General features: G+C 71.9%; 21 protein-coding genes. 13 read left to right on the top strand and 8 right to left on the bottom strand.

Translation table 11 applies throughout. The features are described 5' to 3' along the window. Positions 1-90: 90 nt before the first annotated feature. Together ACIP4X_RS34325 and ACIP4X_RS34320 are read right to left on the bottom strand one after the other, a co-directional pair. Entirely contained in the window at positions 91-1,914 is a 1,824-nt protein-coding gene (locus ACIP4X_RS34325) for a DEAD/DEAH box helicase (RefSeq protein WP_391460148.1), read from the bottom strand. Between the two features lie 87 nt (positions 1,915-2,001). Next, positions 2,002-2,205, bottom strand: a complete 204-nt coding sequence (locus ACIP4X_RS34320) for a cold-shock protein (RefSeq protein WP_023544341.1) — start codon at positions 2,203-2,205, stop codon at positions 2,002-2,004. A 289-nt stretch (positions 2,206-2,494) separates the two neighbouring features. Between ACIP4X_RS34320 and ACIP4X_RS34315 the strand changes: the two genes are divergently transcribed. Together ACIP4X_RS34315 and ACIP4X_RS34310 are read left to right on the top strand one after the other, a co-directional pair. Continuing rightward, the gene (locus ACIP4X_RS34315; RefSeq protein ID WP_358737315.1) at positions 2,495-2,842 is read left to right on the top strand and encodes a hypothetical protein; all 348 of its coding nucleotides are present in this window, start codon (positions 2,495-2,497) and stop codon (positions 2,840-2,842) included. 261 nt (positions 2,843-3,103) lie between these two features. Continuing rightward, on the top strand, positions 3,104-4,915 hold the full coding sequence (locus ACIP4X_RS34310) for a phosphatidylglycerol lysyltransferase domain-containing protein (RefSeq protein ID WP_391460145.1): 1,812 nt from the start codon (positions 3,104-3,106) through the stop codon (positions 4,913-4,915). On the opposite strand, the gene ACIP4X_RS34305 is transcribed toward ACIP4X_RS34310, so the two are convergent. From ACIP4X_RS34305 to ACIP4X_RS34290, 4 genes are all read right to left on the bottom strand, one after another. After that, positions 4,912-6,387, bottom strand: a complete 1,476-nt coding sequence (locus ACIP4X_RS34305) for a HAMP domain-containing sensor histidine kinase (protein WP_358737311.1) — start codon at positions 6,385-6,387, stop codon at positions 4,912-4,914. The two genes, ACIP4X_RS34310 and ACIP4X_RS34305, sit on opposite strands and share 4 nt — an antisense overlap. Then, the gene (locus tag ACIP4X_RS34300; RefSeq protein WP_358737309.1) at positions 6,388-7,116 is read right to left on the bottom strand and encodes a response regulator transcription factor; all 729 of its coding nucleotides are present in this window, start codon (positions 7,114-7,116) and stop codon (positions 6,388-6,390) included. 188 nt (positions 7,117-7,304) lie between these two features. Next, complete coding sequence (locus tag ACIP4X_RS34295) at positions 7,305-7,955, bottom strand: CE1759 family FMN reductase (protein ID WP_391460153.1); 651 nt, start codon at positions 7,953-7,955, stop codon at positions 7,305-7,307. 11 nt (positions 7,956-7,966) lie between these two features. Beyond that, positions 7,967-9,070, bottom strand: coding sequence for an LLM class flavin-dependent oxidoreductase (locus ACIP4X_RS34290; RefSeq protein ID WP_358737307.1), 1,104 nt, complete (start codon positions 9,068-9,070; stop codon positions 7,967-7,969). A 129-nt stretch (positions 9,071-9,199) separates the two neighbouring features. On the opposite strand from ACIP4X_RS34290, the gene ACIP4X_RS34285 reads away from it, so the two are divergent. The 3 genes from ACIP4X_RS34285 to ACIP4X_RS34275 are packed head-to-tail and all read left to right on the top strand — an operon-like array spanning position 9,200 to position 10,519. Then, positions 9,200-9,538, top strand: coding sequence for a YnfA family protein (locus tag ACIP4X_RS34285; protein WP_100572389.1), 339 nt, complete (start codon positions 9,200-9,202; stop codon positions 9,536-9,538). Positions 9,539-9,590: 52 nt separating this feature from the next. Further along, the gene (locus tag ACIP4X_RS34280) at positions 9,591-10,367 is read left to right on the top strand and encodes an SDR family oxidoreductase (protein ID WP_358737305.1); all 777 of its coding nucleotides are present in this window, start codon (positions 9,591-9,593) and stop codon (positions 10,365-10,367) included. Next, positions 10,367-10,519, top strand: coding sequence for a hypothetical protein (locus ACIP4X_RS34275; RefSeq protein WP_358737303.1), 153 nt, complete (start codon positions 10,367-10,369; stop codon positions 10,517-10,519). The genes ACIP4X_RS34280 and ACIP4X_RS34275 overlap by 1 nt, the downstream gene beginning before the upstream one ends. 15 nt (positions 10,520-10,534) lie before the next feature. Here the strand turns inward: ACIP4X_RS34275 and ACIP4X_RS34270 are convergent, their stop codons facing one another. After that, positions 10,535-11,728 (bottom strand): RtcB family protein, encoded by a 1,194-nt coding sequence (locus tag ACIP4X_RS34270; RefSeq protein ID WP_358737301.1) that lies wholly within the window; start codon positions 11,726-11,728, stop codon positions 10,535-10,537. A 185-nt stretch (positions 11,729-11,913) separates the two neighbouring features. On the opposite strand from ACIP4X_RS34270, the gene ACIP4X_RS34265 reads away from it, so the two are divergent. The 3 genes from ACIP4X_RS34265 to ACIP4X_RS34255 all read left to right on the top strand — a co-directional run bounded on the left by ACIP4X_RS34265 (position 11,914) and on the right by ACIP4X_RS34255 (position 15,232). Further along, positions 11,914-12,777 (top strand): DUF3558 domain-containing protein, encoded by an 864-nt coding sequence (locus ACIP4X_RS34265; RefSeq protein ID WP_391460140.1) that lies wholly within the window; start codon positions 11,914-11,916, stop codon positions 12,775-12,777. A 118-nt stretch (positions 12,778-12,895) separates the two neighbouring features. Next, positions 12,896-13,819: a DUF3558 family protein gene (locus tag ACIP4X_RS34260; RefSeq protein WP_358737297.1), complete on the top strand. Its 924-nt coding sequence runs from the start codon at positions 12,896-12,898 to the stop codon at positions 13,817-13,819. A gap of 129 nt (positions 13,820-13,948) precedes the next feature. Next, positions 13,949-15,232 (top strand): DUF2637 domain-containing protein, encoded by a 1,284-nt coding sequence (locus tag ACIP4X_RS34255; RefSeq protein ID WP_358737319.1) that lies wholly within the window; start codon positions 13,949-13,951, stop codon positions 15,230-15,232. A 59-nt stretch (positions 15,233-15,291) separates the two neighbouring features. Here the strand turns inward: ACIP4X_RS34255 and lysS are convergent, their stop codons facing one another. Then, a complete protein-coding gene (gene lysS / locus ACIP4X_RS34250; protein ID WP_358737295.1) occupies positions 15,292-17,061 on the bottom strand; it encodes a lysine--tRNA ligase in 1,770 nt (589 codons plus the stop codon). 231 nt (positions 17,062-17,292) lie between these two features. On the opposite strand from lysS, the gene argS reads away from it, so the two are divergent. From argS to ACIP4X_RS34225, 5 genes are all read left to right on the top strand, one after another. Beyond that, positions 17,293-19,056, top strand: a complete 1,764-nt coding sequence (gene argS / locus ACIP4X_RS34245; protein ID WP_358737293.1) for an arginine--tRNA ligase — start codon at positions 17,293-17,295, stop codon at positions 19,054-19,056. A 165-nt stretch (positions 19,057-19,221) separates the two neighbouring features. Then, entirely contained in the window at positions 19,222-20,424 is a 1,203-nt protein-coding gene (locus ACIP4X_RS34240; RefSeq protein ID WP_358737291.1) for a hypothetical protein, read from the top strand. 3 nt (positions 20,425-20,427) lie between these two features. Beyond that, on the top strand, positions 20,428-22,293 hold the full coding sequence (locus ACIP4X_RS34235) for a hypothetical protein (RefSeq protein WP_391460136.1): 1,866 nt from the start codon (positions 20,428-20,430) through the stop codon (positions 22,291-22,293). Continuing rightward, positions 22,290-23,585 carry a KH domain-containing protein gene (locus ACIP4X_RS34230; protein ID WP_391460134.1) on the top strand — a complete coding sequence of 432 codons (1,296 nt, stop codon included), beginning with the start codon at positions 22,290-22,292 and terminating at the stop codon, positions 23,583-23,585. Before ACIP4X_RS34235 ends, ACIP4X_RS34230 begins: the two co-directional genes overlap by 4 nt. Continuing rightward, positions 23,582-25,570: a VWA domain-containing protein gene (locus tag ACIP4X_RS34225; RefSeq protein ID WP_391460132.1), complete on the top strand. Its 1,989-nt coding sequence runs from the start codon at positions 23,582-23,584 to the stop codon at positions 25,568-25,570. The genes ACIP4X_RS34230 and ACIP4X_RS34225 overlap by 4 nt, the downstream gene beginning before the upstream one ends. The last annotated feature ends 19 nt before the right edge of the window (positions 25,571-25,589 follow it).

The raw sequence follows: 25,589 nt of genomic DNA, 5'->3' as shown, positions 1-25,589 counted from the left end.
CGGCAGCAATCTCGTCCGGAGTCACACCCCCTCAACGCCACACCGAACCCGAAAGACACGCACCACCACAGCCGACCTGACCAAGCACTACTAGGTGGCGGAGCCCCGGCGGCCGCCGGTGCCCGAGGAACCGCGGCCGCTCGTGCCGCGCGTGGCTCCACCGGCCGCCGGGCGGCGGCCGGAGCCGCGGGCCGGTGTGCCGGAGGCGGCGCCGGGCGCGGTCCGGCGGTCGGAACCGCGGCCGCCCGTACCGGCGGCGCCCTTCGCTCCGGCCGCTCCCGCCCGGCGGGCAGCGGCGCCGCGCCCGCCCGACCCCGACGCGGAGGAACCACCAGCAGCACCGGCGGTTCCGGCCGATCCGGCCGAGGCACGACGGCCGCGACCGCCCGTACCGACGCCGGCGTCCTTGGCCGATCCGGCCCCGCCACGCCCGCCCGTGCCGGCGGCACCGCCCTTCGCCGGACCGCTCGCGCCGCCCGTACCGGCGGCACCGTTCCTCGCCGGGCCCGACCCGCCGCCGCTCCGGCGTCGGCGGCTGGGGCGCCTGCCCGGTTCCGTGGCGGACTTGCGGTCGGTGCCGGATGCCGGCGGTGTCGTGGGCTGGGGGATCTCGATGGTGACGGCCACGCCGGACGGCTCGCGGGCGCCCGTGAGGGTGGCCAGTTCCGCGTCGCTCGACCTGATGCTCGCCGTCCGGGGGCGGATGCCCGCGTCCGACATGAGCCGGGTGACGTCCCGCTTCTGGTCGGGCAGGACCAGCGTGACCACGCTGCCGGAACCGCCGGCGCGAGCCGTGCGGCCGCCCCGGTGCAGATAGTCCTTGTGGTCGGTCGGGGGGTCGACGTTCACCACGAGGTCGAGGTCGTCGACGTGTATGCCGCGGGCCGCGACGTTCGTCGCCACCAACGCGGTGACCTGGCCGTTCTTGAACTGCTCCAGGGTGCGGTTGCGCTGCGGCTGCGAGCGGCCGCCGTGCAGTGCCGCCGCGCGGACACCGACGGCGAGGAGGCGCTTGGCCAGCCGGTCGGCGGACCTCTTGGTGTCGAGGAAGAGGATGACCCGGCCGTCACGGGCCGCGATGCGCGTGGTGACCGCCTTCTTGTCGGTCTCGTCCTGGACGTGGAGCAGGTGGTGCTCCATGGTCGTCACCGCGCCCGCGGACGGGTCCACGGAGTGCACCACCGGGTCGGTCAGGAACCGCTGCACCAGGCGGTCGATGTTGCGGTCCAGGGTGGCCGAGAAGAGCATGCGCTGCCCGTCGGGCCGCACCTGCGTGATCAGCTTGGTGATCTGCGGCAGGAAGCCCATGTCGGTCATCTGGTCGGCCTCGTCCAGCACCGTGATGCGTACGTCGTCGAGCACGCAGTCCCCGCGCTCCACGAGGTCGTTGAGCCTGCCGGGGGTGGCCACGAGCACCTCGGCGCCGCGCCGCAGCGCACCGGCCTGCTTCGTGATGGACAGCCCGCCGACCACGGTGGTGAGCCGGACGTCGACCGCCGTCGCGTAGGGGCTCAGCGCGTCCGCGACCTGCTGGGCGAGTTCACGGGTGGGCACCAGCACCAGCGCGAGGGGCGCCTTGGGCTCCGCGCGCAGCCCGGCCGTACGCGCCAGGAGCGCCAGCCCGAACGCGAGCGTCTTGCCGGAACCGGTACGCCCACGCCCCAGCAGGTCACGTCCCGCGATGGAGTTGGGGAGCGTGGCGGCCTGGATGGGGAAGGGCGTGGTCACGCCCTGCGCGGTGAGGGTCTTCAGCAGCTCCGCGGGCATGTCCAGAGCGGCGAAGTCCTCGACGGCGGGAAGAGCGGGTGTCGTACTTTCCGGCAGCCGGAATTCCCTCGGCGTCGACGGCGACGAGGGCGATGACGGACGTGACGAGGCGCGCCGGTTGGTCGACTTCTGGGGTCTGCGGGACATGCGGTGGTCTGCCTTCCTCGAAACAGCACAAACCGGGGTCCGCACCATGTCGGTGCCGACCCCGGTGAGCAGATACGCGCCCGGCGATCAGGCGGGGACGATGTTCTCCGCCTGCGGGCCCTTCTGGCCCTGCGTGACGTCGAACGAGACCCGCTGGCCCTCCTGGAGCTCACGGAAGCCCTGGGTCGCGATGTTCGAGTAGTGGGCGAAGACGTCGGGGCCGCCGCCGTCCTGCTGGATGAAGCCGAAACCCTTTTCGGCGTTGAACCACTTCACGGTTCCCTGTGCCATGACTTTCTCCTTCTGTAGGCAGAGGCCCCATCCGGAGATGCCGGGAAAACAAATAATGCGCCTGTGAGGAACATTCCCGTCAGGCGCACATAGGTTCATGGGTACCACAACTGCAACACCAAAACCGTAGCACAGTCCGGCGGGCCCCTGCCCGGAGCGGCGGAGCACGGCCGGAGGTGACGATGGCATTGCGGTCGGACACGGCCGGTGACCGAACGGGTTTCCCTCCGGCAGCGGCCCTACGTACTGTAGGGGGTCGGCTCGCCATTCAACCATCGACGGGGGACCCATGCAGGAAGCACGCGCTACGGGGCGGCCCGGTGCTTCGCCCGGGGAGAACGCGCAGGGCGGGCTCGGGCCGACCGTCGTCCTGCTCGTCGTCAGCCTCACCGCCGCCGCCGTCGGGGTCTATCTGCTCTGCGGCTTCGGGCTGCACAGCCTCAACCCGCGGCCGCGGCTGTTCCGGGCCGGCTTCGCCACGGCCGGGGTGATCGTCGCCGCAGTGGCGGCCGGTGCGGCGGTGGGCAACCTGGCGTGGCTGCTGACGGCGTCCCGCAGACGCGAGGCCGCGGGCGGCGGCCCGCGCCGCGCTCCCGCCGAGGGCCGTCGCGCACCGGCCTCGCTTCCCACCGACTAGGGAGCGGCAGCGACTCCGCCTCCCGCCGAGCGGGACCGGCCCCGCACCGCCTCGCGTCTTCGTTCCCTTTCCTTACCTTTTCCGTACGCACAACGGACAAAGAGCCGACCCGGCCCCGTTACCCTACAGAGCGTAGGGTCGGCGCCATCGCCGTGGACGTACGACCGCTCGTCCGTCCGGCTGTCCCCCTGGGGTCCCCTGATCCCCGCCGGTTCCGTCCCCGCCGGTTTGCCCGGCCCGCTCCGAGGTGACGTGTCACCCATGCCCGCACAGCAGCCGCCCCTCGTCCCCGCCCAGCGTGACGCCGACGCCTCCGCACGTCCCTCGCGGGGCGTCCGGCCACAGGTACGGGCCGCCGCGGCCACCGTCTGGTACCTGCGACTGCTCGCGGTGCTCAACATCGTCGCGGTGCTCTCGCTGCCGTTCCGCGAGGAGGTCCACGAGCACAACGGCGGCGAGTTCTTCACCCCGTACCTGGCCACCGCCGGCCTGGTCTCCGCGGCGCTCGCGCTGTTCCTCGCCGTGGTGATGCGACGCCGCAAACGGGCCGCCTGGGCGTTCAACATGCTGCTCGCCGGGCCCCTGTTCGCCCTCTACGTCCTCGCACTGACCCAGGACCGGTTCAACGACCACGTCTTCAACTGGGTCTCCGCCGCGCTCACCGGACTCTTCGTGACCGCGCTACTGATCGGCCGTCGCGAGTTCCACGCCGTCGGCGACCGCTCCAACCCGAGACTCGCTCTCGCCGTCGGCGCCGGCGGCCTCCTCGTCAGCGCGGGCCTCGGCACCCTGCTGGTGGACGCCACCAACAAGGCGCACGGCGGCGCCTCCCTCGCCCAGCGGATCGGCTACGTCCTGCTGCGCGGCGTCAGCGTCGGCCCGCTCGCCGAGCGCGTCCCGGCCGTGCACGTGCCTCACTGGGTCGACATCACCCTCAACGTCTCCATGGCGGCGACCTTCCTGCTCGTCCTGTACGCCTGCTTCCGCTCCCCGCGCGGCCGCGCCCTGCTCGGCGAGGAGGACGAGAAGCGGCTGCGCGAACTGCTCGACAGGCACGGTGAACGGGACTCCCTCGGCTACTTCGCGCTCCGCCGCGACAAGGCCGCGATCTTCTCCCCCACCGGCAAGGCCGCCGTCACCTACCGCGTCGTCGGCGGGGTCAGCCTGGCCTCCGGCGACCCCATCGGCGACCCGGAGGCCTGGCCCGGCGCCATCGACGCCTGGCTGGCCGAGGCCCGCCGGCACGCCTGGACGCCCGCCGTGATGGGCGCGAGCGAGGAAGCCGGCACGATCTACGCCCGGCACGGCCTGGACGCCCTCGAACTGGGCGACGAGGCCGTCGTCGACGTCGCCGACTTCAGCCTGGAGGGCCGCGCCATGCGCGTCGTACGGCAGGCCCACAACCGGGTACGCCGGGCCGGCTACACCGTGTGCGTCCGCCGGCACGAGGACATCCCCGACGAGGAGATGGCCCTGCTCGTCGAGCGCGCCGACCGCTGGCGCGACGGCGCCACCGAGCGCGGCTTCTCCATGGCCCTCGGACGGCTGGGTGATCCGGCCGACGGCCGCTGCGTGATGCTGGAGTGCCGGGACGCCGACGGGGTCCCGCGGGCGCTGCTGAGCTTCGTCCCGTGGGGCGAGCACGGCCTCTCGCTGGACCTGATGCGCCGCGACCGCGACGGCGAGAACGGCCTGATGGAGTTCATGGTGGTAGAACTGCTGCTGCGGGCCGGAGAGTTCGGGGTGCGGCGGGTGTCGCTGAACTTCGCCATGTTCCGCTCGGTCTTCGAACGCGGGGCACGGCTCGGCGCCGGTCCGGTGCTGCGGCTGTGGCGCTCGGTGCTCACCTTCTTCTCCCGCTGGTGGCAGATCGAGTCGCTGTACCGCGCCAACGCCAAGTACCGGCCGGTCTGGGAGCCCCGCTTCCTGCTGTTCGCCAAGAGCAGCGACATCCCGCGCATCGGCCTCGCCAGCGCCCGCGCCGAGGGCTTCCTCACCCCGCCCGCCCTCCCGTCCCTCACCCGCCGCAAGGAGTCCGGGCGCGCCGGGGAGTACGCCGACACGCGTTCCTAGCCCCCGTCCCGGCCCGGGCCCGGCGACCCGGTCGCCGTTCCGCCCCTGTCCTGGTGGCCCCGTTCCGCCCCCGCCGTGAACCCGATCACCGATCCGCCGCCCTCCCGGCGGAAGGCGAACGGCGCGCCGCCGTGGGCCAGCGCCACCTCGCGGACGATGGACAGGCCGAGGCCGGAACCGGGCAGGGAGCGGGCGTCGGCGGCGCGGTAGAAACGGTCGAAGACACGTATCAGATCGCCCGCGGCGATACCGGGCCCGCGGTCCAGGACCTCGACGCGGACCATGCCCGGCCTGGCGGGCCCGGCGACGACGATCTCGATGGGCGCCCTGCCCTCGCGGTCGAACTTGGTGGCGTTCTCCACGAGGTTGGAGATGGCCCGCTGGAGCATGCCCGGCCGGCCCTGGATCGTCGTGTCGCCGCTGGAGCGGACCACGATGTCGCGTCCGCTGCGCCGGCGTGCCAGTCCCGCGACGTCCCAGGCGATGTCGGCGACGTCGACCCGCTGCACCGGCTCGGTGTCGGACTGACCGGCCGCGAGGTCGACCAGCTCGTTGACCAGGTCGGTCAGCTCGCGGGCCTCCTGGGTCAGGTCGGCGACCAGTTCCTCACGGGTCGCGGGCGGCAGTTCGTCGATGCGGCGCAGCAGGGAAATGTTGGTGCGCAGGGAGGTCAGCGGGGTCCGCAGTTCGTGGCCCGCGTCCTGGACCAGGCGGCGCTGGTCCTCCTCGGACTGGGCGAGCCGGCCCAGCATGCGGTCGAAGGAGCGGCCGAGGCGGCCCACCTCGTCGTAGCCGGTGACGGGCACCTCGACGCCGAGCCGCCGGGTGCGGGCGACGCCCTCGGCGGCGGAGGTGAGGATCACCAGCCGGCGTGTGATGCGGCGGGCCAGCCACCAGCCGCACAGACCGGCGGCGACCACCACGGCGACCATCAGGATCAGCGTGCGCTGCTGGAGAGCGTGGAGCAGGTCCTCGGTGTCGCTGAACTCCTGGGCGACCTGCACGGCGCCGTGGCCGCTGCCGAGGGCGACCGTCGCGACCCGGTACACCTCGCCCCCGACGTTCACGTCCTTGTACTCGACGGCCGTGCCGGCCTTCGCGGCGGCGGCGACGGACTTGTCCCCGGCGGTCACGGGCAGCGGCGGAGTGCCGTGGTCGACGATCTCGCCGCGGGCGCCGAGCACCTGCACGTTGGTGCGGTGGGGCCGGACCAGTTCGTGCCCGGGACGGGAGGAGGTGAAGTCCGCGGGCATCAGCTGGTAGCGCCGCACCTCGTCCCGTACGTCCTGCACGACCTGCGTGAACACCGACTGCTGGTCCACCCGGACCAGCCGGGCGGCGGAGTTGTACGACAGGATGCCGACCAGGACGGTGACCGCCGCGGTCACCGCGGCGAACGACACCGCGAACGTGGTCCGCAGCGACGACAGCCGGGGCCGCGGTCTGTCCAGCAGCCGCGCGAGGCGGCCCACTCAGTCCTCCCGGAGCACGTAGCCCACGCCTCGGACGGTGTGGATGAGCTGCGGCGCGTTCGGCTCGTCGAGCTTGCGGCGCAGGTAGCCCACGTAGACGGCGAGGTTCTTGGAGCCGGGGCCGAAGTCGTAGCCCCAGATGCGGTCGTAGATGGTGGAGTGGTCCAGCACGATCCCGGCGTTGCGGACGAGCAGCTCGAGCAGTTCGAACTCGGTGCGGGTCAGCTCCAGCTCGCGCGTGCCCCGCCACACCCGGCGGGCCTGGAGGTCCATGCGGATCCCGGCCGCCTCGATCTGCCGCTCGGGCACCTGCGGCTCCTTCGCCGGTACGTCCCCCGCGCCGCCCGCGCCCACACCGACCGGGCTGGTGCGGCGCAGCAGGGCGCGCAGCCGGGCGAAGACCTCCTCGACGTCGAACGGCTTGACGACGTAGTCGTCGGCGCCGGCGTCCAGGCCGGCGATCCGGTCGGCGGTCTCCACCAGGGCGGTGAGCATGAGGATCGGGGTGCGGTCGCCCTCGGCGCGCAGCACCCGGCAGACCTGGAGTCCGTCGATGCCCGGCATCATCACATCGAGGAGGAGGACGTCCGGCGGGCTCTTGTGGGCGTGGGCGAGTGCCTCGACGCCGTCGGCGACCGCCGTCACGTCGTAGCCCTCCAGGGTCAGGGCACGCTCCAGGGCGTGACGGATGGCACGGTCGTCTTCGGCGAGGAGCACAGTCTGAGGCACCCGTCCAGTCTGCCAAGGCCGCGGGCCCGCGACCGAGACGAATGGGCCTACGATCACCCTTTTTACCCGCCTCTCACCGACTCGGAGGCAACGCGACGGGCCGCCTACCGTTCTCTCACCGTCGTCCCCGTCGTCCCCGTCGTCGGCGGGCCCGTCCGGCCGCGGCCCCCGCGAGCGGCGGACACCCGTCACCTCCGCAGCGCGGCCAGCTGCTCCTCGAACGGCACGACCGTGAAACCGCCGGCCTGCGGGGGCGCGGTCTGCGGGGGCGCGGCCTGGTCCGGCACGGCGGTCTGGTCCGGGCGCCGTGCCACCGACAGCCCCGTCATCAGCGCCGCCAGCCCCTCGGCCGCCCGCCCGATCCGCTCGGGCAGGCCCTCGGCGCTGCCCCAGTCCTCCGAGGCGGCGTAGACGCCGGTGGGGACGACGACGGCCTTCAGGTACGCGAAGAGCGGGCGCAGCGCGTGGTCGAGGACCAGGGAGTGCCGGGCGGTGCCGCCGGTCGCGGCGATCAGCACCGGCTTGCCGGCCAGCGCGTTCCCGTCCCGTACCCCGAGCACGTCGAAGAAGGACTTGAACAGTCCGCTGTAGGAGGCGGAGAACACCGGCGTGACGACGATCAGCCCGTCCGCCTCGGCGACCGCGTCCAGCGCGTCCGCCAGGGCCGGGCCGGGGAAGCCGCCGGTGAAGTTGTGGGCGATCTCCACGGCCAGGTCCCGCAGCTCGATCACGCGCGCGTCCACCGCGGCGTGCCCGGCGGTCGCGGCCGCCAGCCGGTCGGCCAGCAGCCGCGTGGAGGACGGGACGCTCAGCCCCGCCGAGACGACGAGGAGCCTCATGCGGTGGTCGTTCATGCGGTGGTCACCTCTTCCTCGTTCCCGGACCGGTTCGCGGCGAGCAGGGAGCCGTGGTCCGGCGCGTCCGGCACGTCCGCCGGGCGGTTCTTGGCGAACTCCTCACGCAGCACCGGCACGACTTCCTCGCCGAGCATGTCGATCTGCTCCAGCACGGTCTTCAGGGGCAGGCCCGCGTGGTCCATCAGGAACAGCTGGCGCTGGTAGTCGCCGGCGTACTCGCGGAAGGACAGCGTCTTCTCGACGACCTGCTGCGGGGAGCCGACGGTCAGCGGGGTCTGGGCGGTGAAGTCCTCCAGGGAGGGCCCGTGGCCGTAGACCGGCGCGTTGTCGAAGTAGGGGCGGAACTCGCGCACCGCGTCCTGGGAGTTCCTCCGCATGAACACCTGGCCGCCGAGCCCGACGATCGCCTGCTCGGGGGTGCCGTGCCCGTAGTGCGCGTACCGGGTCCGGTACAGCTCGATCATCCGCTTGGTGTGGTCGGCCGGCCAGAAGATGTTGTTGTGGAAGAAGCCGTCGCCGTAGTACGCGGCCTGCTCGGCGATCTCCGGGGAGCGGATGGAGCCGTGCCAGACGAAGGGCGGTACGCCGTCCAGCGGGCGGGGCGTGGAGGTGAAGCCCTGAAGCGGCGAGCGGAACCTGCCCTCCCAGTCGACGACGTCCTCGCGCCACAGGCGGTGCAGCAGGGCGTAGTTCTCGATGGCGAGGTTGATGCCCTGGCGGATGTCCTGCCCGAACCAGGGGTAGACCGGTCCGGTGTTGCCGCGGCCCATCATCAGGTCCACCCGGCCGTCGGCCAGGTGCTGGAGCATCGCGAAGTCCTCGGCGATCTTCACCGGGTCGTTGGTGGTGATCAGGGTGGTGGAGGTGGACAGGATCAGCCGCTCCGTCCGGGCGGCCATGTAGCCGAGCATGGTGGTCGGCGAGGACGGCACGAACGGCGGGTTGTGGTGCTCACCGGTCGCGAAGACGTCCAGGCCGGCCTCCTCGGCCTTCAGCGCGATGGCGACCATGGCCTTGATCCGCTCGCGCTCGGTCGGCGTACGCCCCGTGGTGGGGTCCGGCGTGACGTCTCCGACGCTGAAGATCCCGAACTGCATGGCCACTCACCCTCCAATTGGTTGATGGTTCAACTATACCCGCCCAACGGTCCCCGTCCGGGAAGTATTCCGCCGGGCCCGGGCCACTCCGCGCGGAGGGCGCGAAGGGCTCCGTGCGAGGCTGCCCCCATGCTGATCCTTCGCTCCGCCGCCCTCTTCGTCGTCGCCGCGCTGTTCGAGATCGGCGGCGCCTGGCTGGTCTGGCAGGGCGTGCGCGAGCACCGCGGCTGGATGTGGGCCGCCGGCGGGGTCCTCGCGCTCGGCGCGTACGGCTTCGTCGCCACCTTCCAGCCCGACGCCCACTTCGGCCGCGTCCTCGCCGCGTACGGCGGGATCTTCGTCGCCGGCTCGATCCTCTGGGGCATGGCCGCGGACGGCTACCGGCCCGACCGGTGGGACGTGACCGGCGTGCTGATCTGCCTGGCGGGCATGGCCGTGATCATGTGGGCGCCACGGAACGGCGGCTGACGTTCACCTAGGCTGGGGGCGCACGCATCGCACTCCGCCCCGAGGAGCCGTCATGGCCACCGCCGCCCCGTCCGCCGCCTCCCGCCTCGCCGTCGTGACCGGTGCGAGCAGCGGCATCGGCGCCGCCACGGCCCGGCAGCTCGCGGCCGCCGGCTACCGGGTCGTCCTGACCGCCCGCCGCGAGGACCGCATCGAGGCGCTGGCCGAGGAGATCAACGCGGCGGGCCACTCCGCCACCGCCTACCAGCTCGACGTCACCGACCGCGCGGCGGTGGACGAGTTCGCCACGGCCTTCAAGTCCGTCGGCGTCCTGGTCAACAACGCGGGCGGGGCGCTGGGTGCCGACCCCGTCGCCACCGGCGACCCGGCCGACTGGCGCACGATGTACGAGACGAACGTCCTCGGCACCCTCAACCTCACCCAGGCGCTGCTGCCCAAGCTGGAGGCCAGTGGCGACGGCACGGTGGTCGTGGTCTCCTCCACCGCGGGCCACGGCACCTACGAGGGCGGCGGTGGCTACGTCGCCGCCAAGCACGGCGCCCATGTCCTCGCCGAGACCCTCCGCCTGGAGATCGTCGGCAGGCCGGTCCGCGTCATCGAGGTGGCCCCCGGCATGGTCAGGACGGAGGAGTTCGCCCTCACCCGCTTCGGCGGCGACCGGGAAAAGGCCGACAAGGTCTACGCCGGTGTGGCCGAGCCCCTGACCGCCGACGACGTGGCCGACACCATCACCTGGGCGGTCACCCGCCCCAGCCACGTCAACATCGACCTCCTGGTCGTCCGCCCCCGCGCCCAGGCGTCGAACACCAAGGTCCACCGGGAGCAGTGATGACCGACGCCGCCGACCAGAACCCGGACCGCGCCCGCCTCGCCCTGGAGAAGAAGCGCGAACGCTACGTCTGGTACTACCTCGGCTACTTCCTCTTCGGCATCCACGTGGTCGCCTTCGTCATGATCTACGCGGTCCGCCACGCGAAGTAGCCGTACGGCCGCGCCTCAGCCCTTCACGCAGACGACCTGCTTCAGCCTCGCGACGACCTCCACGAGGTCCCTCTGCTGGTCCATGACCTGCTCGATCGGCTTGTAGGCGCCCGGGATCTCGTCCACGACGCCGGAATCCTTGCGGCACTCCACTCCCCGCGTCTGCTCCTCCAGGTCCCGCGTGGAGAAGCGGCGCTTGGCGGCGCTGCGGCTCATGCGCCGACCGGCGCCGTGCGACGCGGAGTTGAACGCCTTCTCGTTGCCAAGCCCTTTCACGATGTACGTGGCAGTTCCCATCGAGCCCGGGATGATGCCGAGATCGCCGGCACCCGCCCTGATCGCGCCCTTGCGGGTGACCAGGAGGTCCATCCCCTCGTACCGCTCCTCGGCCACGTAGTTGTGGTGACAGCTGACCTCCGCCTCGAAGGTCGGCTTCGCCTTCCTGAACTCCTTGCGGATCACGTCTTTGAGGAGGGCCATCATGATCGAGCGGTTGTATTTCGCGTACTCCTGCGCCCAGTAGAGGTCGTGCCGGTACGCGGCCATCTGCGGGGTGTCCGACACGAAGACGGCGAGGTCACGGTCGACGAGACCCTGGTTGTGCGGAAGCTTCCGGGCAACACCGATGTGGTGTTCGGCGAGTTCCTTGCCGATGTTGCGGGAGCCGGAGTGCAGGGTCAGCCAGACCGCGTTCTCCGAGTCGACCGACACCTCCAGATGGTGGTTGCCGCTGCCCAGCGTGCCCATCTGCCTGAGAGCGCGCTCCTCGCGGAAGCGCACCGCCTCCGCCACCCCGTCGAACCGCCCCCAGAACCCGTCCCAGCCCGCGGTCGGCAGGCCGTGGAAGTGGGTCGGGGCGACCGGGTCGTCGTGCATGCCGCGGCCCACCGGGATCGTCTGCTCGATCTTCGAGCGGAGGCGGGACAGGTCGCCGGGGAGGTCGTTCGCCGTCAGTGACGTCTTCACCGCCGACATTCCGCAGCCGATGTCCACACCCACCGCCGCCGGGCAGACCGCGTTCCGCATCGCGATGACCGAGCCGACCGTCGCGCCCTTGCCGTAGTGCACGTCCGGCATGACGGCGAGGCCCTTGATCCAGGGCAGGGTCGCGACGTTCCGGAGCTGCTGCATCGCCGCGTTCTCCACCGTCGCCGGGTCGGTCCACATACGGATCGGGACCTTCGCGCCCGGCATCTCCACATACGACATATCGCCCTCATCCCCCGGAAAACAGCATGGAAGTACGGAAACGCAATACCGGCGCCAAGGTCTACGAAACAGGGCAACGGACCGGCGTCCACGGCAGTGCGTGCGATACACATTGTCTCCGGAGTGCGCCCCCGCCCGGCAAGCGAATAACCAGCGGGGCCGTCGAGAACGAGAGGAGCCTGACCGTGCTGCGGAAGGCGTACGTACCCGGCGCTGCCGCGCTCGCGGCGCTGCTGCTGGGCGGCTGCACCGGTGGTTCGTCGAGTGACGGCGGGGCGGACAACGCCAACCCCGGCGGCTCCGACGCGACGACCGCGGTGGCCCAGCCGGGCCGGTACCGGACGCTTCCGGAGGCCTGCCACGCGGTCGGTCACAACACCCTCGACTCACTGCTGCCCGGCATCAGGCAGATCATGGACGTGGACCAGCGGGACAAGGCCTACGAGGGCCAGGCGACGCTCACGTACGACACCGACCGCAAGGTCGGATGCCGCTGGAAGGTGGAGTCCTCGGACGCCACCGACCACCTCTACGTCGACTTCGAGCGCGTCGTCTCCTACGACAACACCGTCAGCGACGACAGCCAGGCCCAGTCGGTGTTCGCCGGCAAGCAGGACGCCGCGCACCTTCCCGAGCCGACCGCCACCGAGAGCAGCTCCGCCTCCACGACCGAGTCCCAGGCCGGCCCCGACGCCGGCTCCGGCGGCAGCCCCTCCGCCTCGTCGTCCCCGTCGTCCTCCTCGTCCTCGTCGTCGTCCCCCGACTCCCCCTCCTCCCCGTCCACCTCCGGCGATGCCACCCCGCCCGATCTCCGGCCCCGGGTCCTGAGCGACCTCGGCGACGAGGCGTTCGTGGACGACGACCTCGGCAACGCCGGTTCGACCGCCAGGCAGCGCACCGTGACTGTGGCGTTCCGCACGTCCAACGTGGTCGTGACCATCGTCTACGAGGAGCAGCCGGCGACCGTCGGAATCGTCCCGGACAGCAAGGAAATGCAGGACAAGGCAAGGAAACTGGCGGCTCGGCTGGCCGATTCCCTGGGTGGTTGACGGCGCTCGTGCGGCACCCGGTGCCACTGCGCTCAGTGGGACAAGTGGGACCGTAGGGCTGTCCTACCGCGTACGGTGGCCCCTCGGACCCGATCCCACCGCAGGAACCACGAGCGTCATGAGTGAAGGAACCATGCAGCGAGCAGCCCAGCGAGAAGACCGAGCCCCGCGTACCCCGCGAGGAGGGCGTCCGCACCGTGCCCTTGTCTGCGCGATGGCCGTCCCCGTGATGCTGCTCGCCGCGGCCTGCTCCTCCTCGGACTCCGGTTCCGGCGGAGATGCCGGGAAGACCACGGCGGCCGATGTGAACGGCTCCGCGAGCGCGAGCGCCGGCCCGTCGCCGACGGTGCAGGCGGCGGCGTACGGGAAGCTGCCCCAGGCGTGCAAGGTGCTGTCGGACAAGACCCTCGGTGAACTGGTCCCGAAGGGCGCGAAGTCGGGCAAGGAGAGCGCGTCGAGCGATCTCTCCACGCGGGCCGGCTGCGCCTGGAACAGCCTGGACAACAACGGGGTGAAGGGCTCTCAGTTCCGCTGGCTGAACGTCTCGCTGCTGCGTTTCGAGTCCGATGTCACCCGCGGCTCGGGCGAGAAGCAGGCGCAGGAGTTCTACCAGCGGCAGGTGCAGGACGCGCAGCACGCGGAGGACGCGCGGAACGTCAAGTCGGGGCCGGCCGCCGGTACGGGCGACGAGGCCACGCTGGTGCGCTACGACCTGAAGAAGAAGGAAGGCGACTTCAAGCAGCAGACGGTCGTGGCGCGGGTGGAGAACGTGGTCGTCACGCTCGACTACAACGGCGCGGGTCTGGCCGGTGACAGGACCCCGGACGCCGACGGCCTGGCGAAGGCCGCGGAGAAGGCCGCCAAGGAGACGGTGACCGCGGTGGCGGCGGCGAACGGCGCGTCCGGCGGCACGGCGCCGAGCACTTCGTCGTCCTCCTCCCCTTCTTCGTCCTCCTCTTCCTCCTCGGCGTCCGGGTCCCCCGCGAAGCCGTCGTCGCCGTCGAAGTCGGCCTCGCCGTCCGCGTCCGCGTCCAACGGCTGAGCCCCGGACGGCCGGTAGGGGCAAGCAACCGGACCGGTACCCCATCCCTCGCACAGATGTGCCACCCTGTTGCGCGCAACAACACGCAAGGGGAGGGAGTTACGGGTGGCCACGCCACAGCTGACCCGGATGCACCGCGTTCTCATCGGCGTGGTCGTCACGGGCGCCGTGATCATCGCCGGTATCGGCTTCGCGGGTTCGTACGCCGCCGTCCGTGAACTCGCCATCAAGAAGGGCTTCGGGAACTTCAGCTATGTGTTCCCGATCGGCATCGACGCGGGCATCTGTGTGCTGCTCGCCCTGGATCTGCTGCTGACCTGGATCCGGATCCCCTTCCCGCTGCTGCGTCAGACCGCGTGGCTGCTGACGCTGGCCACGATCGCCTTCAACGGCGCCGCCGCCTGGCCGGACCCGCTGGGCGTGGGCATGCACGCGGTGATCCCGGTGCTGTTCGTGGTCGCCGTGGAGGCGGCCCGGCACGCGATCGGCCGGATCGCGGACATCACGGCGGACAAGCACATGGAAGGCGTCCGGCTGACCCGCTGGCTGCTCTCCCCCGTGCCCACCTTCCTGCTGTGGCGGCGCATGAAGCTGTGGGAGCTGCGCTCCTACGACGAGGTCATCAAGCTGGAACAGGAACGCCTCGTCTACCAGGCCCGGTTGCGCTCCCGCTTCGGCCGCGCCTGGCGCCGCAAGGCCCCGGTGGAGTCCCTGATGCCGCTCCGCCTCGCCCGGTACGGCGTCCCGCTCTCGGCCACGGCCCCGGAGGGCCTGGCGGCGGCGGGCATAGAACTCCCGGCGCTCCTGCCGGCACCCACGCCCGCTCCCGCGCCCGCCCCGGCGGCGCCTCAGAGCGAGCAGCGCCCCGAGTCGGCCCCCGCTCCCGCCGCTCCCCCCGCCGAACAGCCCGCACCCGCGCCGGTGCCGGCACCCGATCCTGAGGCGAACCCCTGGCTGCACGCCAGGAACCCCCAGCAGATCGAGTACCAGGGCGACTACGACCCCACCTACGAGCCGCCCTACGACCCTCATTACGCCGAGGAGCAGTACGCGGCCTGGTACGAGCAGGAGCAGTACCAGCAGGAACAGTTCCCCCGGCACCAGTTCCGCGAGGAGCGGCAGCCCTTCCCCGAGGAATCCCCGTCGGAGACGACCAGCAGCTTCCCCATCCCCTCGGGTCCGGGTCGCACCCGTGAGCTCGGAGAGGGCGGCGGCGCCCCGGAACCGACCGAGGAAGACTTCTACCTGGTCTTCAAGAAGTCGATAGACGGCAGCCTGCCCACACCCCGTGAGTTCGCGGACGGGGTGGAGGCCACATACGGGATCTCGCTGCCCGACAACGAGGCCAAGCAGATGGTGACCGACTTCTCCCACCGCTTCAACACGGAGCTGGAGGAGGACCACATCGCCTGAACCGCGAACCGCGGAGCACGAACGAGGGGCCCTCGTATGAGGGCCCCTCGTCGTATCCGTTACTGCCCGAGCAGGGTCCGCACCCGCTCCTGCCCCACCGCGAGCAGCAGCGTGGGCAGGCGCGGACCGGTGTCGCGGCCGACGAGCAGGTGGTAGAGCAGCGCGAAGAAGGACCGCTGGGCGGTCTTGATCTCCGGCGGCAGCTCCTTGGGCGTGGCGTCGGCGGAGAAGCCGGCCTGGACCTTGGGCACGCCGTACACGAGGTGGGTGAGCCCGTCGAGCGACCAGTGGTCCCCGAGGCCGTCGAGCAGCAGCCGGAGGGACTGCCGGGAGGGCTCGTCGAGGGACTTCAGCAGGTCGGTGTCGGGTTCGTCGCGGACGATGGTGCGCTGGTCGGCGGGGACGTGGGTGTTGATCCACGCCTCGGCCCTGTCGTACCGCGGGCGGGCCTCGTCGAGCGAGCCCAGCGGGTCGGCCGGGTCGAGTTCGGACAGGATGCGCAGCGCCTGGTCCTGGTGGCCGGCGGTGATGTCGGCGACGGACGCGAGCGTGCGGTACGGCATCGGGCGCGGCGTCCTCGGCAGCTCCGCGGCGGCGGTGCCAACGGCGCGCGTGTACGCGGCGATGTCACCGGGCAGGGCGGAGCCTCCCCCAGTGCTTGATGCCTGGGAGGTGCCCCCAGCGACCTTGGCGGCGAGCTTGTCCCACTCGTCGTACAGGCGCTGGATCTCCTGGTCGAAGGCGATCTTGAAGGACTGGTTCGGCCTGCGCCGGGCGTACAGCCACCGCAGGAGCTGCGGCTCCATGATCCGCAGCGCGTCGGCCGGGGTGGGCACGCCACCGCGCGAGGACGACATCTTCGCCATGCCGGAGATGCCCACGAAGGCGTACATCGGGCCGATCGGCTGCTTGCCGCCGAAGATCCCGACGATCTGCCCGCCGACCTGGAACGAGGAGCCCGGCGAGGAGTGGTCGACACCGCTCGGCTCGAAGATCACGCCCTCGTACGCCCACCGCATCGGCCAGTCGACCTTCCAGACCAGCTTGCCGCGGTTGAACTCGCTGAGCCGGACCGTCTCCGAGAAACCGCACGCGGTGCAGGCGTAGGTCAGCTCGGTGGAGTCGTCGTCGTAGGCGGTGACGGTGGTGAGGTCCTTCTCGCAGTTGCCGCAGTACGGCTTGTACGGGAAGTAGCCGGCGGAGCCGGAGCTGCCGTCGTCCTCGGAGGCGGCGCCCGAGCCCTCCTCGGCCTCCAGCTCGGCCTCGTCGACGGGCTTCTGCTGCTTCTTGCCCGCCTTGGGCTTGGTGCGGTACTGGGCGAGGATCGCGTCGATGTCGCCGCGGTGCTTCATCGCGTGCAGGATCTGCTCGCGGTACACGCCGGCGGTGTACTGCTCGGTCTGGCTGATGCCGTCGAACTCCACGCCCAGCTCGGCGAGCGAGGTGACCATGGCGGCCTTGAAGTGCTCGGCCCAGTTGGCGTACTCCGAGCCCTTCGGCGCCGGGACGGAGGTCAGCGGCTTGCCGATGTGCTCGGCCCACGACTCGTCGACGCCGGTGACACCGGCCGGGACCTTGCGGTACCGGTCGTAGTCGTCCCAGGAGATCAGGTGCCGTACCTCGCGGCCCCGGCGGCGGATCTCGTCGGCGACGAGGTGCGGGGTCATGACCTCGCGCAGGTTGCCCAGGTGGATGGGGCCGGACGGCGACAGGCCGGACGCGACGACGACCGGTTTGCCCGGGGCCCGACGCTCCGACTCCTCGATGACGTCGTCCGCGAAACGGGAGACCCAGTCGGCGGTCTCGTTGCTCTGAGCCACGATCGGCACGTCCTCTTTCCCTGAAGTTTCTCTGAAGGTTCTCCGTGGGCAGCCGCAGCGGTCGCACGGCTGACCGCTCCATTGTCCCAGGCGGGTCGGCATCCGTGAAAACGCCTTTTCAACGCGTTGGACGGGCGCGGACGGCCCGGGGTTCGCCGGGCGACCGGAAAATTCGCTTTACCCCGCGTGGGATACTGGGCCTGTCTATCCATCCCCACGAGGAGAACGGCACCCTTTCCTATGGCCTCGGTCACGTCCCTCACCGCTTCCGTCCACCAGCGCCTCGCGTCCGCCCTCTCGGCCACCCTGCCGGAGACCGGCGCCGCGGACCCGCTGCTGCGACGAAGCGACCGGGCGGACTTCCAGGCCAACGGGATCCTGGCGCTGGCGAAGAAGGCGAAGGCGAACCCGCGCGAGCTGGCGGCGCAGGTCGTCGGGCACGTGGTCACGGGTGACGTGATCAAGGACGTCGAGGTCTCCGGACCCGGCTTCCTCAACGTCACGGTCACCGACCGGGCGATCACGGAGAACCTCGCCGCGCGGGCGGCCGACCCCGACGGCCGCCTCGGCGTGCCGTACGCGGAGCAGCCGGGCACGACGGTGATCGACTACGCCCAGCCGAACGTGGCGAAGGAGATGCACGTCGGTCACCTGCGGTCCGCGGTGATCGGCGACTCCGTCGTCCAGCTGCTGGAGTTCACCGGCGAGAACGTGGTCCGCCGGCACCACATCGGCGACTGGGGCACCCAGTTCGGCATGCTCATCCAGTACCTGGACGAGCACCCGCACGAGCTGGACCACAAGGCGTCCGAGGTGAGCGGCGAGGAGGCGATGTCGAACCTCGACCGCCTCTACAAGGCCGCGCGCAGGCTGTTCGACTCCGACGAGGAGTTCAAGACGCGGGCCCGGCGCCGGGTGGTGGACCTCCAGGCCGGTGACGCGCGCACGGTCGCCATGTGGCAGAAGTTCGTGGACGAGTCGAAGATCTACTTCTTCTCCGTCTTCGAGAAGCTGGACATGGACGTCCGGGACGCGGACATCGTCGGCGAGTCCGGCTACAACGACATGCTCGCCGAGACCTGCCGCCTGCTGGAGGAGTCCGGCGTGGCGGTCCGCTCGGAGGGCGCCCTGTGCGTCTTCTTCGACGACATCAAGGGCCCGGACGGCAACCAGGTCCCGCTGATCGTCCAGAAGTCCGACGGCGGCTACGGCTACGCGGCCACCGACCTGTCGGCGATCCGGGACAGGGTCTTCAACCTCAAGGCGAACACCCTGCTGTACGTGGTGGACGCCCGTCAGTCCCTGCACTTCAAGATGGTCTTCGAGACCGCGCGGCGGGCCGGCTGGCTGAACGACGACGTGACGGCGTTCCAGCTGGCGTTCGGCACGGTGCTCGGCAAGGACGGCAAGCCGTTCAAGACCCGTGAGGGCGAGACGGTCCGCCTGGTCGACCTGCTCGACGAGGCGATCGACCGCGCCTCCGCGGTCGTCCGGGAGAAGGCGCAGGACCTCACGGAGGAGGAGATCACCGAGCGGGGTGCCCAGGTGGGCATCGGCGCGGTGAAGTACGCGGACCTGTCGACCTCGGCGAACCGGGACTACAAGTTCGACCTGGACCAGATGGTCTCGCTGAACGGCGACACGTCGGTCTACCTCCAGTACGCCTACGCCCGGATCCAGTCGATCCTGCGCAAGGCCCAAGAGGTGCGGCCCGCTGCCCACCCGGAGCTGGAACTGACGCAGGCGGAGCGCGCGTTGGGACTGCACACCGACGCCTTCGCGGAGGCGGTGCGGGAGTCCGCCGAGGAGTACGCCCCGCACAAGCTGGCCGCGTACCTGTACCAGCTGGCGTCCCTGTACACGTCCTTCTACGACAAGTGCCCGGTGCTGAAGGCCGAGACGCCGGAGCAGGTGGAGAACCGCCTGTTCCTGTGCGACGTCACGGCCCGCACCCTGCACCAGGGCATGGCCCTGCTGGGCATCCGGACGCCCGAACGCCTCTGACCGTCCGATGGCGACGAGCGGCAGCCGGCTGCTCGTCGCCATCAGTTTCCACAGGTGAACCCTCAGCGACGTCCGTGCTGTTACTTTTGAGACTGTTAGGCATCGTCAGGAACGACTGCTCATGGTCCGGGGGGACGGCCGGTGCGGCGGAGTTCGTCATGTGTCGTGTTCGAAGTCGGGTTGGCCGCCGCGGAGCCGCTGCCCGAGGAGTGGGCCGAAGGCCCCCTGCCCGCGTTACTCGCCGACGGGACGGCCGCCGACCGTGAGCGGCGGCTGACGTACTTCGAACCCCGGGTCGGCACGTCCCTCTTCGGCGATCCGGGCCGTCCGTCCCGCTGGCACCTGCGGCGCCCTCCGGATGCGGACGAACCGGCGGTCGAGGCGGTGGAGTTGCTCCGCGTCCCCGCCGCGGCGGGCCTGGACGACCGGCGGGCGGCGCTGGCGGTGCTGCATGTACGCCTCGGGGACGATCCGGTGGCGGAGCTGGCGGAGCTCGCCGCGCTCCCCACGGACCACGCCCGTCTGGCGAAGATCCTGCCGAGCGGGGTGGAGGTCGCCGCCGGTACGGCACGCGCCTGGACCCTGGCGCACGTGACGTTCGAGCAGGGTCGCCCGCCGCCGGTGATGCCCACCGCGTACACCTCGTGGAGCACGCGCGACCAGTGGCTGTGGCTGCTGGCCTCCCGAAGCCCTCTGGAGCGTTTCGCGCCGGACCCCGAGGACACGGCCCTGTTCGCCGGCAGGGTGCGGTTCTCCGCGGACTGGCAGGCACTGGTGCTGCGGGACGGGGCCGCCTTCGTCGGGACCTCCCCCGACCCGGGCGGCGAGGAGACGTTCCACGCCACCGCCGCCCACCACGTCCACACCATCTACCTCGACGTGTTCCTGCTGGCCCGGCTTCAGTACCTCGGCGCGAACGCCCTGGCCAACGCCGTCTCCGCGCTGACCGCGCGGGAGTCCGACGCGAACCGGCTGCTGCGCCTCGAAGGACGCCTGACCGAACTGCGCCGCGCCCTGTGGTCGTCGCACATCACCTCCCAGGGCAAGGGCAACGAACTGCTCGAACGCTTCCAGGAGCAGCTCTGCCTGGATCAGTTGCTGTCACACACCGCAGTGGGCCTCGCCGGCACGGCGCGCCATGTGGAGGCGGCGCGCTCGCGGCGGATCTCGGTCGCACTGGGGCTGCTGTCGTCGGTGGGGCTGCCCTTCGGTGTGGCGTACGCGGCCGGGGCCCTGTGGGGGTCGGGGCCATGGACCCTGCTCGTCACCACCCTCGTGGCGGTGCTGGTCACCGTCGTGCTCTTCGTACTGCTCCCACCACTGCGGGGGTTGTGGTCCAACACGATGTGGGACAGGACGGAGGACTGAGCCATGGTCCTGGTGGCACTCAGCCGTTCCGGTCCGCTCAGGCAGCGGATCGCCAAGGGCTACAGCGTGTACGTTCCCGGACCGCGCCCGGGCCGTGGCGCGCCGGAACTGGTCGCCGCGCTGCTGGCCGCCCCGCCGTCGCTGCCCCCGGGACCGGCGGGCCCGCCGTTCGCCCTGCGGGGCAGCGCGCGTGCCCCGGCGGCCCTGTGGATCGACACCGGCCGCGTCTCGCTGCACGGCCCCGAGACCCGGGAACGTGTCGCCGGTGCGCTGGCCGTGGCGGTCGCCCAGGTGGCCGCCGAGGTACGCCGCGGTGGCGGGCTGCTGCTGCCCACCGGCTGGCAGCAGCAGCCCGATCCGACCGCCGGGTTGTGCGCCGATCTGCACTCCGCCGAGGTACTGGGCCCGGTGCAGCGGGAGTTGTTCGGCAATCTCGTACGCGAACACACAGCACCCCTCATCGCACTGGCGGGCCGTCAGCTCTACGGCCCCGGTGGGGTGTCACCGGGTGGTTCGGCCCGGCTCTCGCGCTCGGTCGATCAGGCCAGCACCCGTTACATCGAGTCGTACGCGCCGGAGCACCTGGAGCGGGTGCGCACCAGGCTGCGGCAGGAGGAACGGCTCAGCCGCCTGGAGGCCATGGACGTCAGTCCGCTCGGGGAGCCGGAGGCGGGGGCCGAGGGCGATGTCACCCTGCGGCTGTTCGACGCGCAGGTCACCGTCGCCACCACGATGGCGCACGCGCTGCTGGTGCAGGCGCTGTCGATGTGGTCCCGCGATCTGGAGCGCACCGGACGACGGGTGCGCCAGGTGCCGCAGCCGCTGATCGAACGGGACCGCGCGCGAGCCGTCGCCCATGGGCTCGCCGCGGAGCTGCACGTCGAGCAGGGCAAACGCGGCGACGGGCCCGCGAAACCGCGGTCCGCCGGGCGCGCGATGCTGGGACTGCTGCACGAACTGATGCCGTACTTCCGGCAGTTGGATGCCACGGTCGACGAACTGGCCCCGCTGTCGATCGGCATGGAACTCGCCGGTTCGGCCACCGCCTCCGCCTTCGTGCGCAACGAGAACGATCTGCTGGCCCGGTGGCGGGCGGACGACGCGAGCGCCCTCGCCCCCGAGCGGCTCGCGCAGGGCCTCGCCACGCCCGGCTGGCTGACCACCGACCATCTGAGCGCCGCCAACCAGGCGATCGCGCGGGGAAGTTGGGCCGCGGCACGGATCTGGCTCACGGAGCACGTCACGGGCCCGCCCGCACCCCGTCCCCGCCAGGAGGCCCCGTCCGACGCCGGACGGTCCAACACCGGACGGTCCAGCACCGGGCAGCCCGGAACCGGGCGATCCAGCACCGGCCGACCCGGAACCGGGCGGTCGAGCGCCGGGCAGCCCGGAACCGGACAGCCGGCGCCGCTCACCGCCGACCAGCTCCTCGATCTGGTCGGCAAGCCGGACATCCGCGTCCCCGAGGTGCTGGACGCGCTGCGTTCCTACTGTCTGGCCAGGGGCGCCCTGGACCTGACCCGTCCGCTGCGCACCCGCGGGCGGGACGAGGCGCGGGCGCTGCGCCGCGCGCTGCGCCCGCGCGCCGGGCAGCGTGTGCGGTGCGAGGAGCCGCTGTCGTCGTGGGACGACGGGGCGGCGGACCGCGCCGTGCGCGTGGCGGGCGAGCAGGGCGTGGCACTGCTGCACTGGGACCTGCCCGCGCAGGACCGCCCCCGGGTGCGCGAGGGCCTGCGCAGCGCCGGCCGGGCACCGGGCGGGATGCGGCACGTCCTGCTGACCGACACGACCTACACCGGCAGCGGGGACGAGCGCCGTGGCACGGTCGAGGTGCTGCTCGTGGCTCCGCGTGAGGAGGCCGACCGATGACCCTGCCCGCTCCGGCCCATCCGGTCGTGCCCGTCACCCTGGACCTGCGGGACTTCCAGCGCGTTCCCCGGTCGACGGACGAGTGCGTCGCGCTGTGGGACCGGCTCGAACCGGCCGTGGTGACGGTCGACCCGCTGGCGGGCCCGCGGGTGCGGATCGATCTGGGGGACGAGGGCGAGGTCGGCATCTGGTTCCTCGATCCGGCCACCGCTCCGAGGCCGCTCGGGCCCGGCACGCGGTTCGCGATCCGGGGCGTCCTGGAGCCGCCCGAGGTCCGGCACGCCTGCACCACCTGCCGCGCGGCAGGTACCACGACGTATGCGCCCTACCGCTGCGCCGGGTGCGACGAGGACCGGCGTACGGGCCGGGTCTGCGAGGCGCACGCCGTCTTCCTGGACGGCGGCCTGCGCGCCTCCTGCCCGCGCCATGTGCCCGAGTGCCGGTGCGGCACGAAGGCCGCCGCCTGGTGCGACGGGGTGCGGTGCCGCGGGCGCAGGGCCTGGTGCCGGACGCATCTGCGCGGGCACCCCGCCGACGCGACCGTCTCCTACTGCGCCGACTGCTACGACGAGCGCTTCCCCGTGTGCGAGCGCGACGGGTGCCGCGGCACCGGCTACATCCGCTGCGAGCACCGCACCCTGTCCGCGATGAAGGCGTGCGGCCGGCGCGTCTGCGTCGAGCACGCCCAGCGCTGGCAGGTGTACGGGCCCTACAGCCGCGGCGTCGCCCTGTGCTCCCGTCATCACCAGGAGCTGAGGTCGACCCCGCCCGAGGGCCTGATCGACATCGTCGTGGCCGGCACCGTGGCCCGCGCGAAGGGCCACCGCGGGCAGTCGGCGAGCCGCCGCCGGGTGCAGGTGCCGCGCATCAGCGTCGTGCGGCACATCCTCATCAACACGCGCGGGACCGTGCTCGACATGGAGGCCATCGACCGTCTCTTCAGCGGCCTCGAACAACGGCTGCGCGACCGGACACCGCGCGACGCCACGGTCTCGTCGGCGCTGGAACTGCTCGCCGGGCACCGCCCGTCGCGGCAGGAGGACATCAAGCGGTTCCGGGAGCAGCACGTCGAGGGGCGGGGGCACTTCGACCGCCTGGTGCAGGAGCTGCGTCTCCTGGGCCGGCACCAACTCGCCGACGCGGTGGAGTTCTCCGACTTCCGCCCGCGCAGCCGGATCCTCTTCGTCAAGGTGCCGCAACAGCTCCAAGGCGCCTTCATCGGCACCGGCGGTGCGACCATCAAGCGTCTGCGGCAGCGCGTGGGCGTGGACATCAATCTGGAGCGCGGATGACTGCCTTCAAGCACTCGGCGGCCGACACCCGGCTCGTCACGGCGACCGGGGACGGCCTGGTCGGCGACAACCGGCTCGCCGTGTCCGAGACGCGGCTGACCACCGAGTCGGCGGGCGTCCTCCAGGTGCACGGCATCGGTGGCGCGCCCGCCCGATCGGTGGCGGTACGGCTGGTGCCCGCGCCCGGGGTGCCCGCTGATGTCGTCGTGGCGCCCGCCGCCCTCGTACAGGAGCATCGCCTCACGCCCGACGAGGGCTGGGAGCTGGTGTCGGCGGACGCGCTGACACCGGCCGTGCTGGAGCTGGAACTGCCGTCGGGCCCCTCGCTCGACGAGGCGACGACGATTCTGCGGGAGGCGCCCCTGCTGTGCGGGCACGTCTTCGCGCACGGCCTGGAGGCGTTGCCCGACGCGTGGGTCGACGCGTCGGGAACCCTGTTCCGGGTGCGGCAGGCCCTCGACCAGGGCGGGCAGGTGCTCCGCGGTCTGCTGCGCATCGGCGCGGAGACCCGGCTCACGCTGTTCGCGCCGGGCGAGCGCAGCGGCGTGGACATCGTCGTGCTCGCGGACTGCAGCGGCTCCATGAGCATCGACGACATCCCGGCGGCGGCACGCGACCAGGGCAAGTGGCTGGGCAGGCTGCGCTCGGGCTCGGCCGACTCCACGATCTCCCGGATGAACGCGCTCAAGGACGCGCTCGGCGCCATGATCGACGCCCGGACGCGGTACGACGGGGTGGGCACCCGCTTCGCCCTGGTGCGCTTCGACCACGACCAGGAACCGGTGTTCCCGGCGCGGTGGGGCATGGAGGAGGTCTCGGACGCCCACTCCGTGCAGCAGTTGCGCGGGGCCGTGTCGCTGCTGGACTTCCGCCAGTCGGGCACGGACATCGGCAGGGCGCTGCACAAGGCCGGTGAGCTGCTGCACCGTTACGGCGTCCCGGGCAACGACCGGCTCGTCGTCCTGGTCAGCGACGGCGCTCACTTCGCGCCGCTGCCCGAGGAGCGCAGCGGCGAGTCCCTGTCCGGCACACAGGACCCCGTGTCGCTGATGGAGGACCTGCACTCCGGTCTGGACATCCGGCTGCACGCCGTCGGGATCAGCGACGACTCGCTCTTCGACCGCTGGTGGCAGGCGCAGCGGCACCGCCCCGGCTGGGCGCCGCAGGCTCACGAGAGCATGGTGCCCAACCATCGGATGCTGGGCGAACTGGTGGCGGTCGCGGGCGGCGACCGGCAGCGCATCGGCGGCCTCGACGTCCTGGAGGAGTACTTCGCCGAGCTGGGCAGCGGTGTCGTACGCGCCGTGGGCCGCCCCGCGCGCCCCCGTCTGCCCAGGCTGCAGCTCACCGCCCGGGAACTGGCCGCCGGGCCGCCGCGACGCGCGGCCGCCGACCCGCGGCAGCGGCGGACCTGGGAGGCGGCCGTGGAGGAGGCCCTGATCGCCTACAGCAGGGTGTGCGAGGCGTCCCGGGCCCGCCTCGGCTACCAACTGCTGCGCTCGTCGCCGCCCGACGACTTCGCCCGGCTGCGCAGGCAGTGCGCCGACCGCGCCGATTTCACGGCCTGGCTGTCGGTCACGTACCAGGTCTTCAACGAGCGCCTGCACGCTCCGCTGCGCCGTCCCAGGAAGGACCCGGCGGTGCTGGACCTGCCGGCGCTGTCGATGCCGTTCTGGGACGGCCGGATGGCGCAGTTGCACGAGCTGCGGAACTTCTACCACCACGACCGCGACATGGAGGAGCGCGCGGAGCACAACCGCATCGCGGGCGTCATCATCCACAAGCACACCGGCAGTTACGCTCCGCCGGAGAGCGACGCGGAGGCGTGGCGCGCCCTGCAACTCGGCCTCGTCCATGACCTGGCGGCCCTGCTGAACGAGGCCCACTCGATCCTCGACACGGCCCCCGGGCCGGACCCCGCCCCCGATGTACCGGAGGCGACGGCCGCGGGGGGTGTGCGTATCACATCGCAGGGCTACGACTGAGCGCGGGCCCGGACCGCGT

The organism is Streptomyces sp. NPDC088817, assembly GCF_044750345.1.
Lineage (GTDB): Bacteria > Actinomycetota > Actinomycetes > Streptomycetales > Streptomycetaceae > Streptomyces.
Note: the sequence above shows the minus strand (reverse complement) of the source record. Positions and strands in the feature narration are given on the sequence as shown.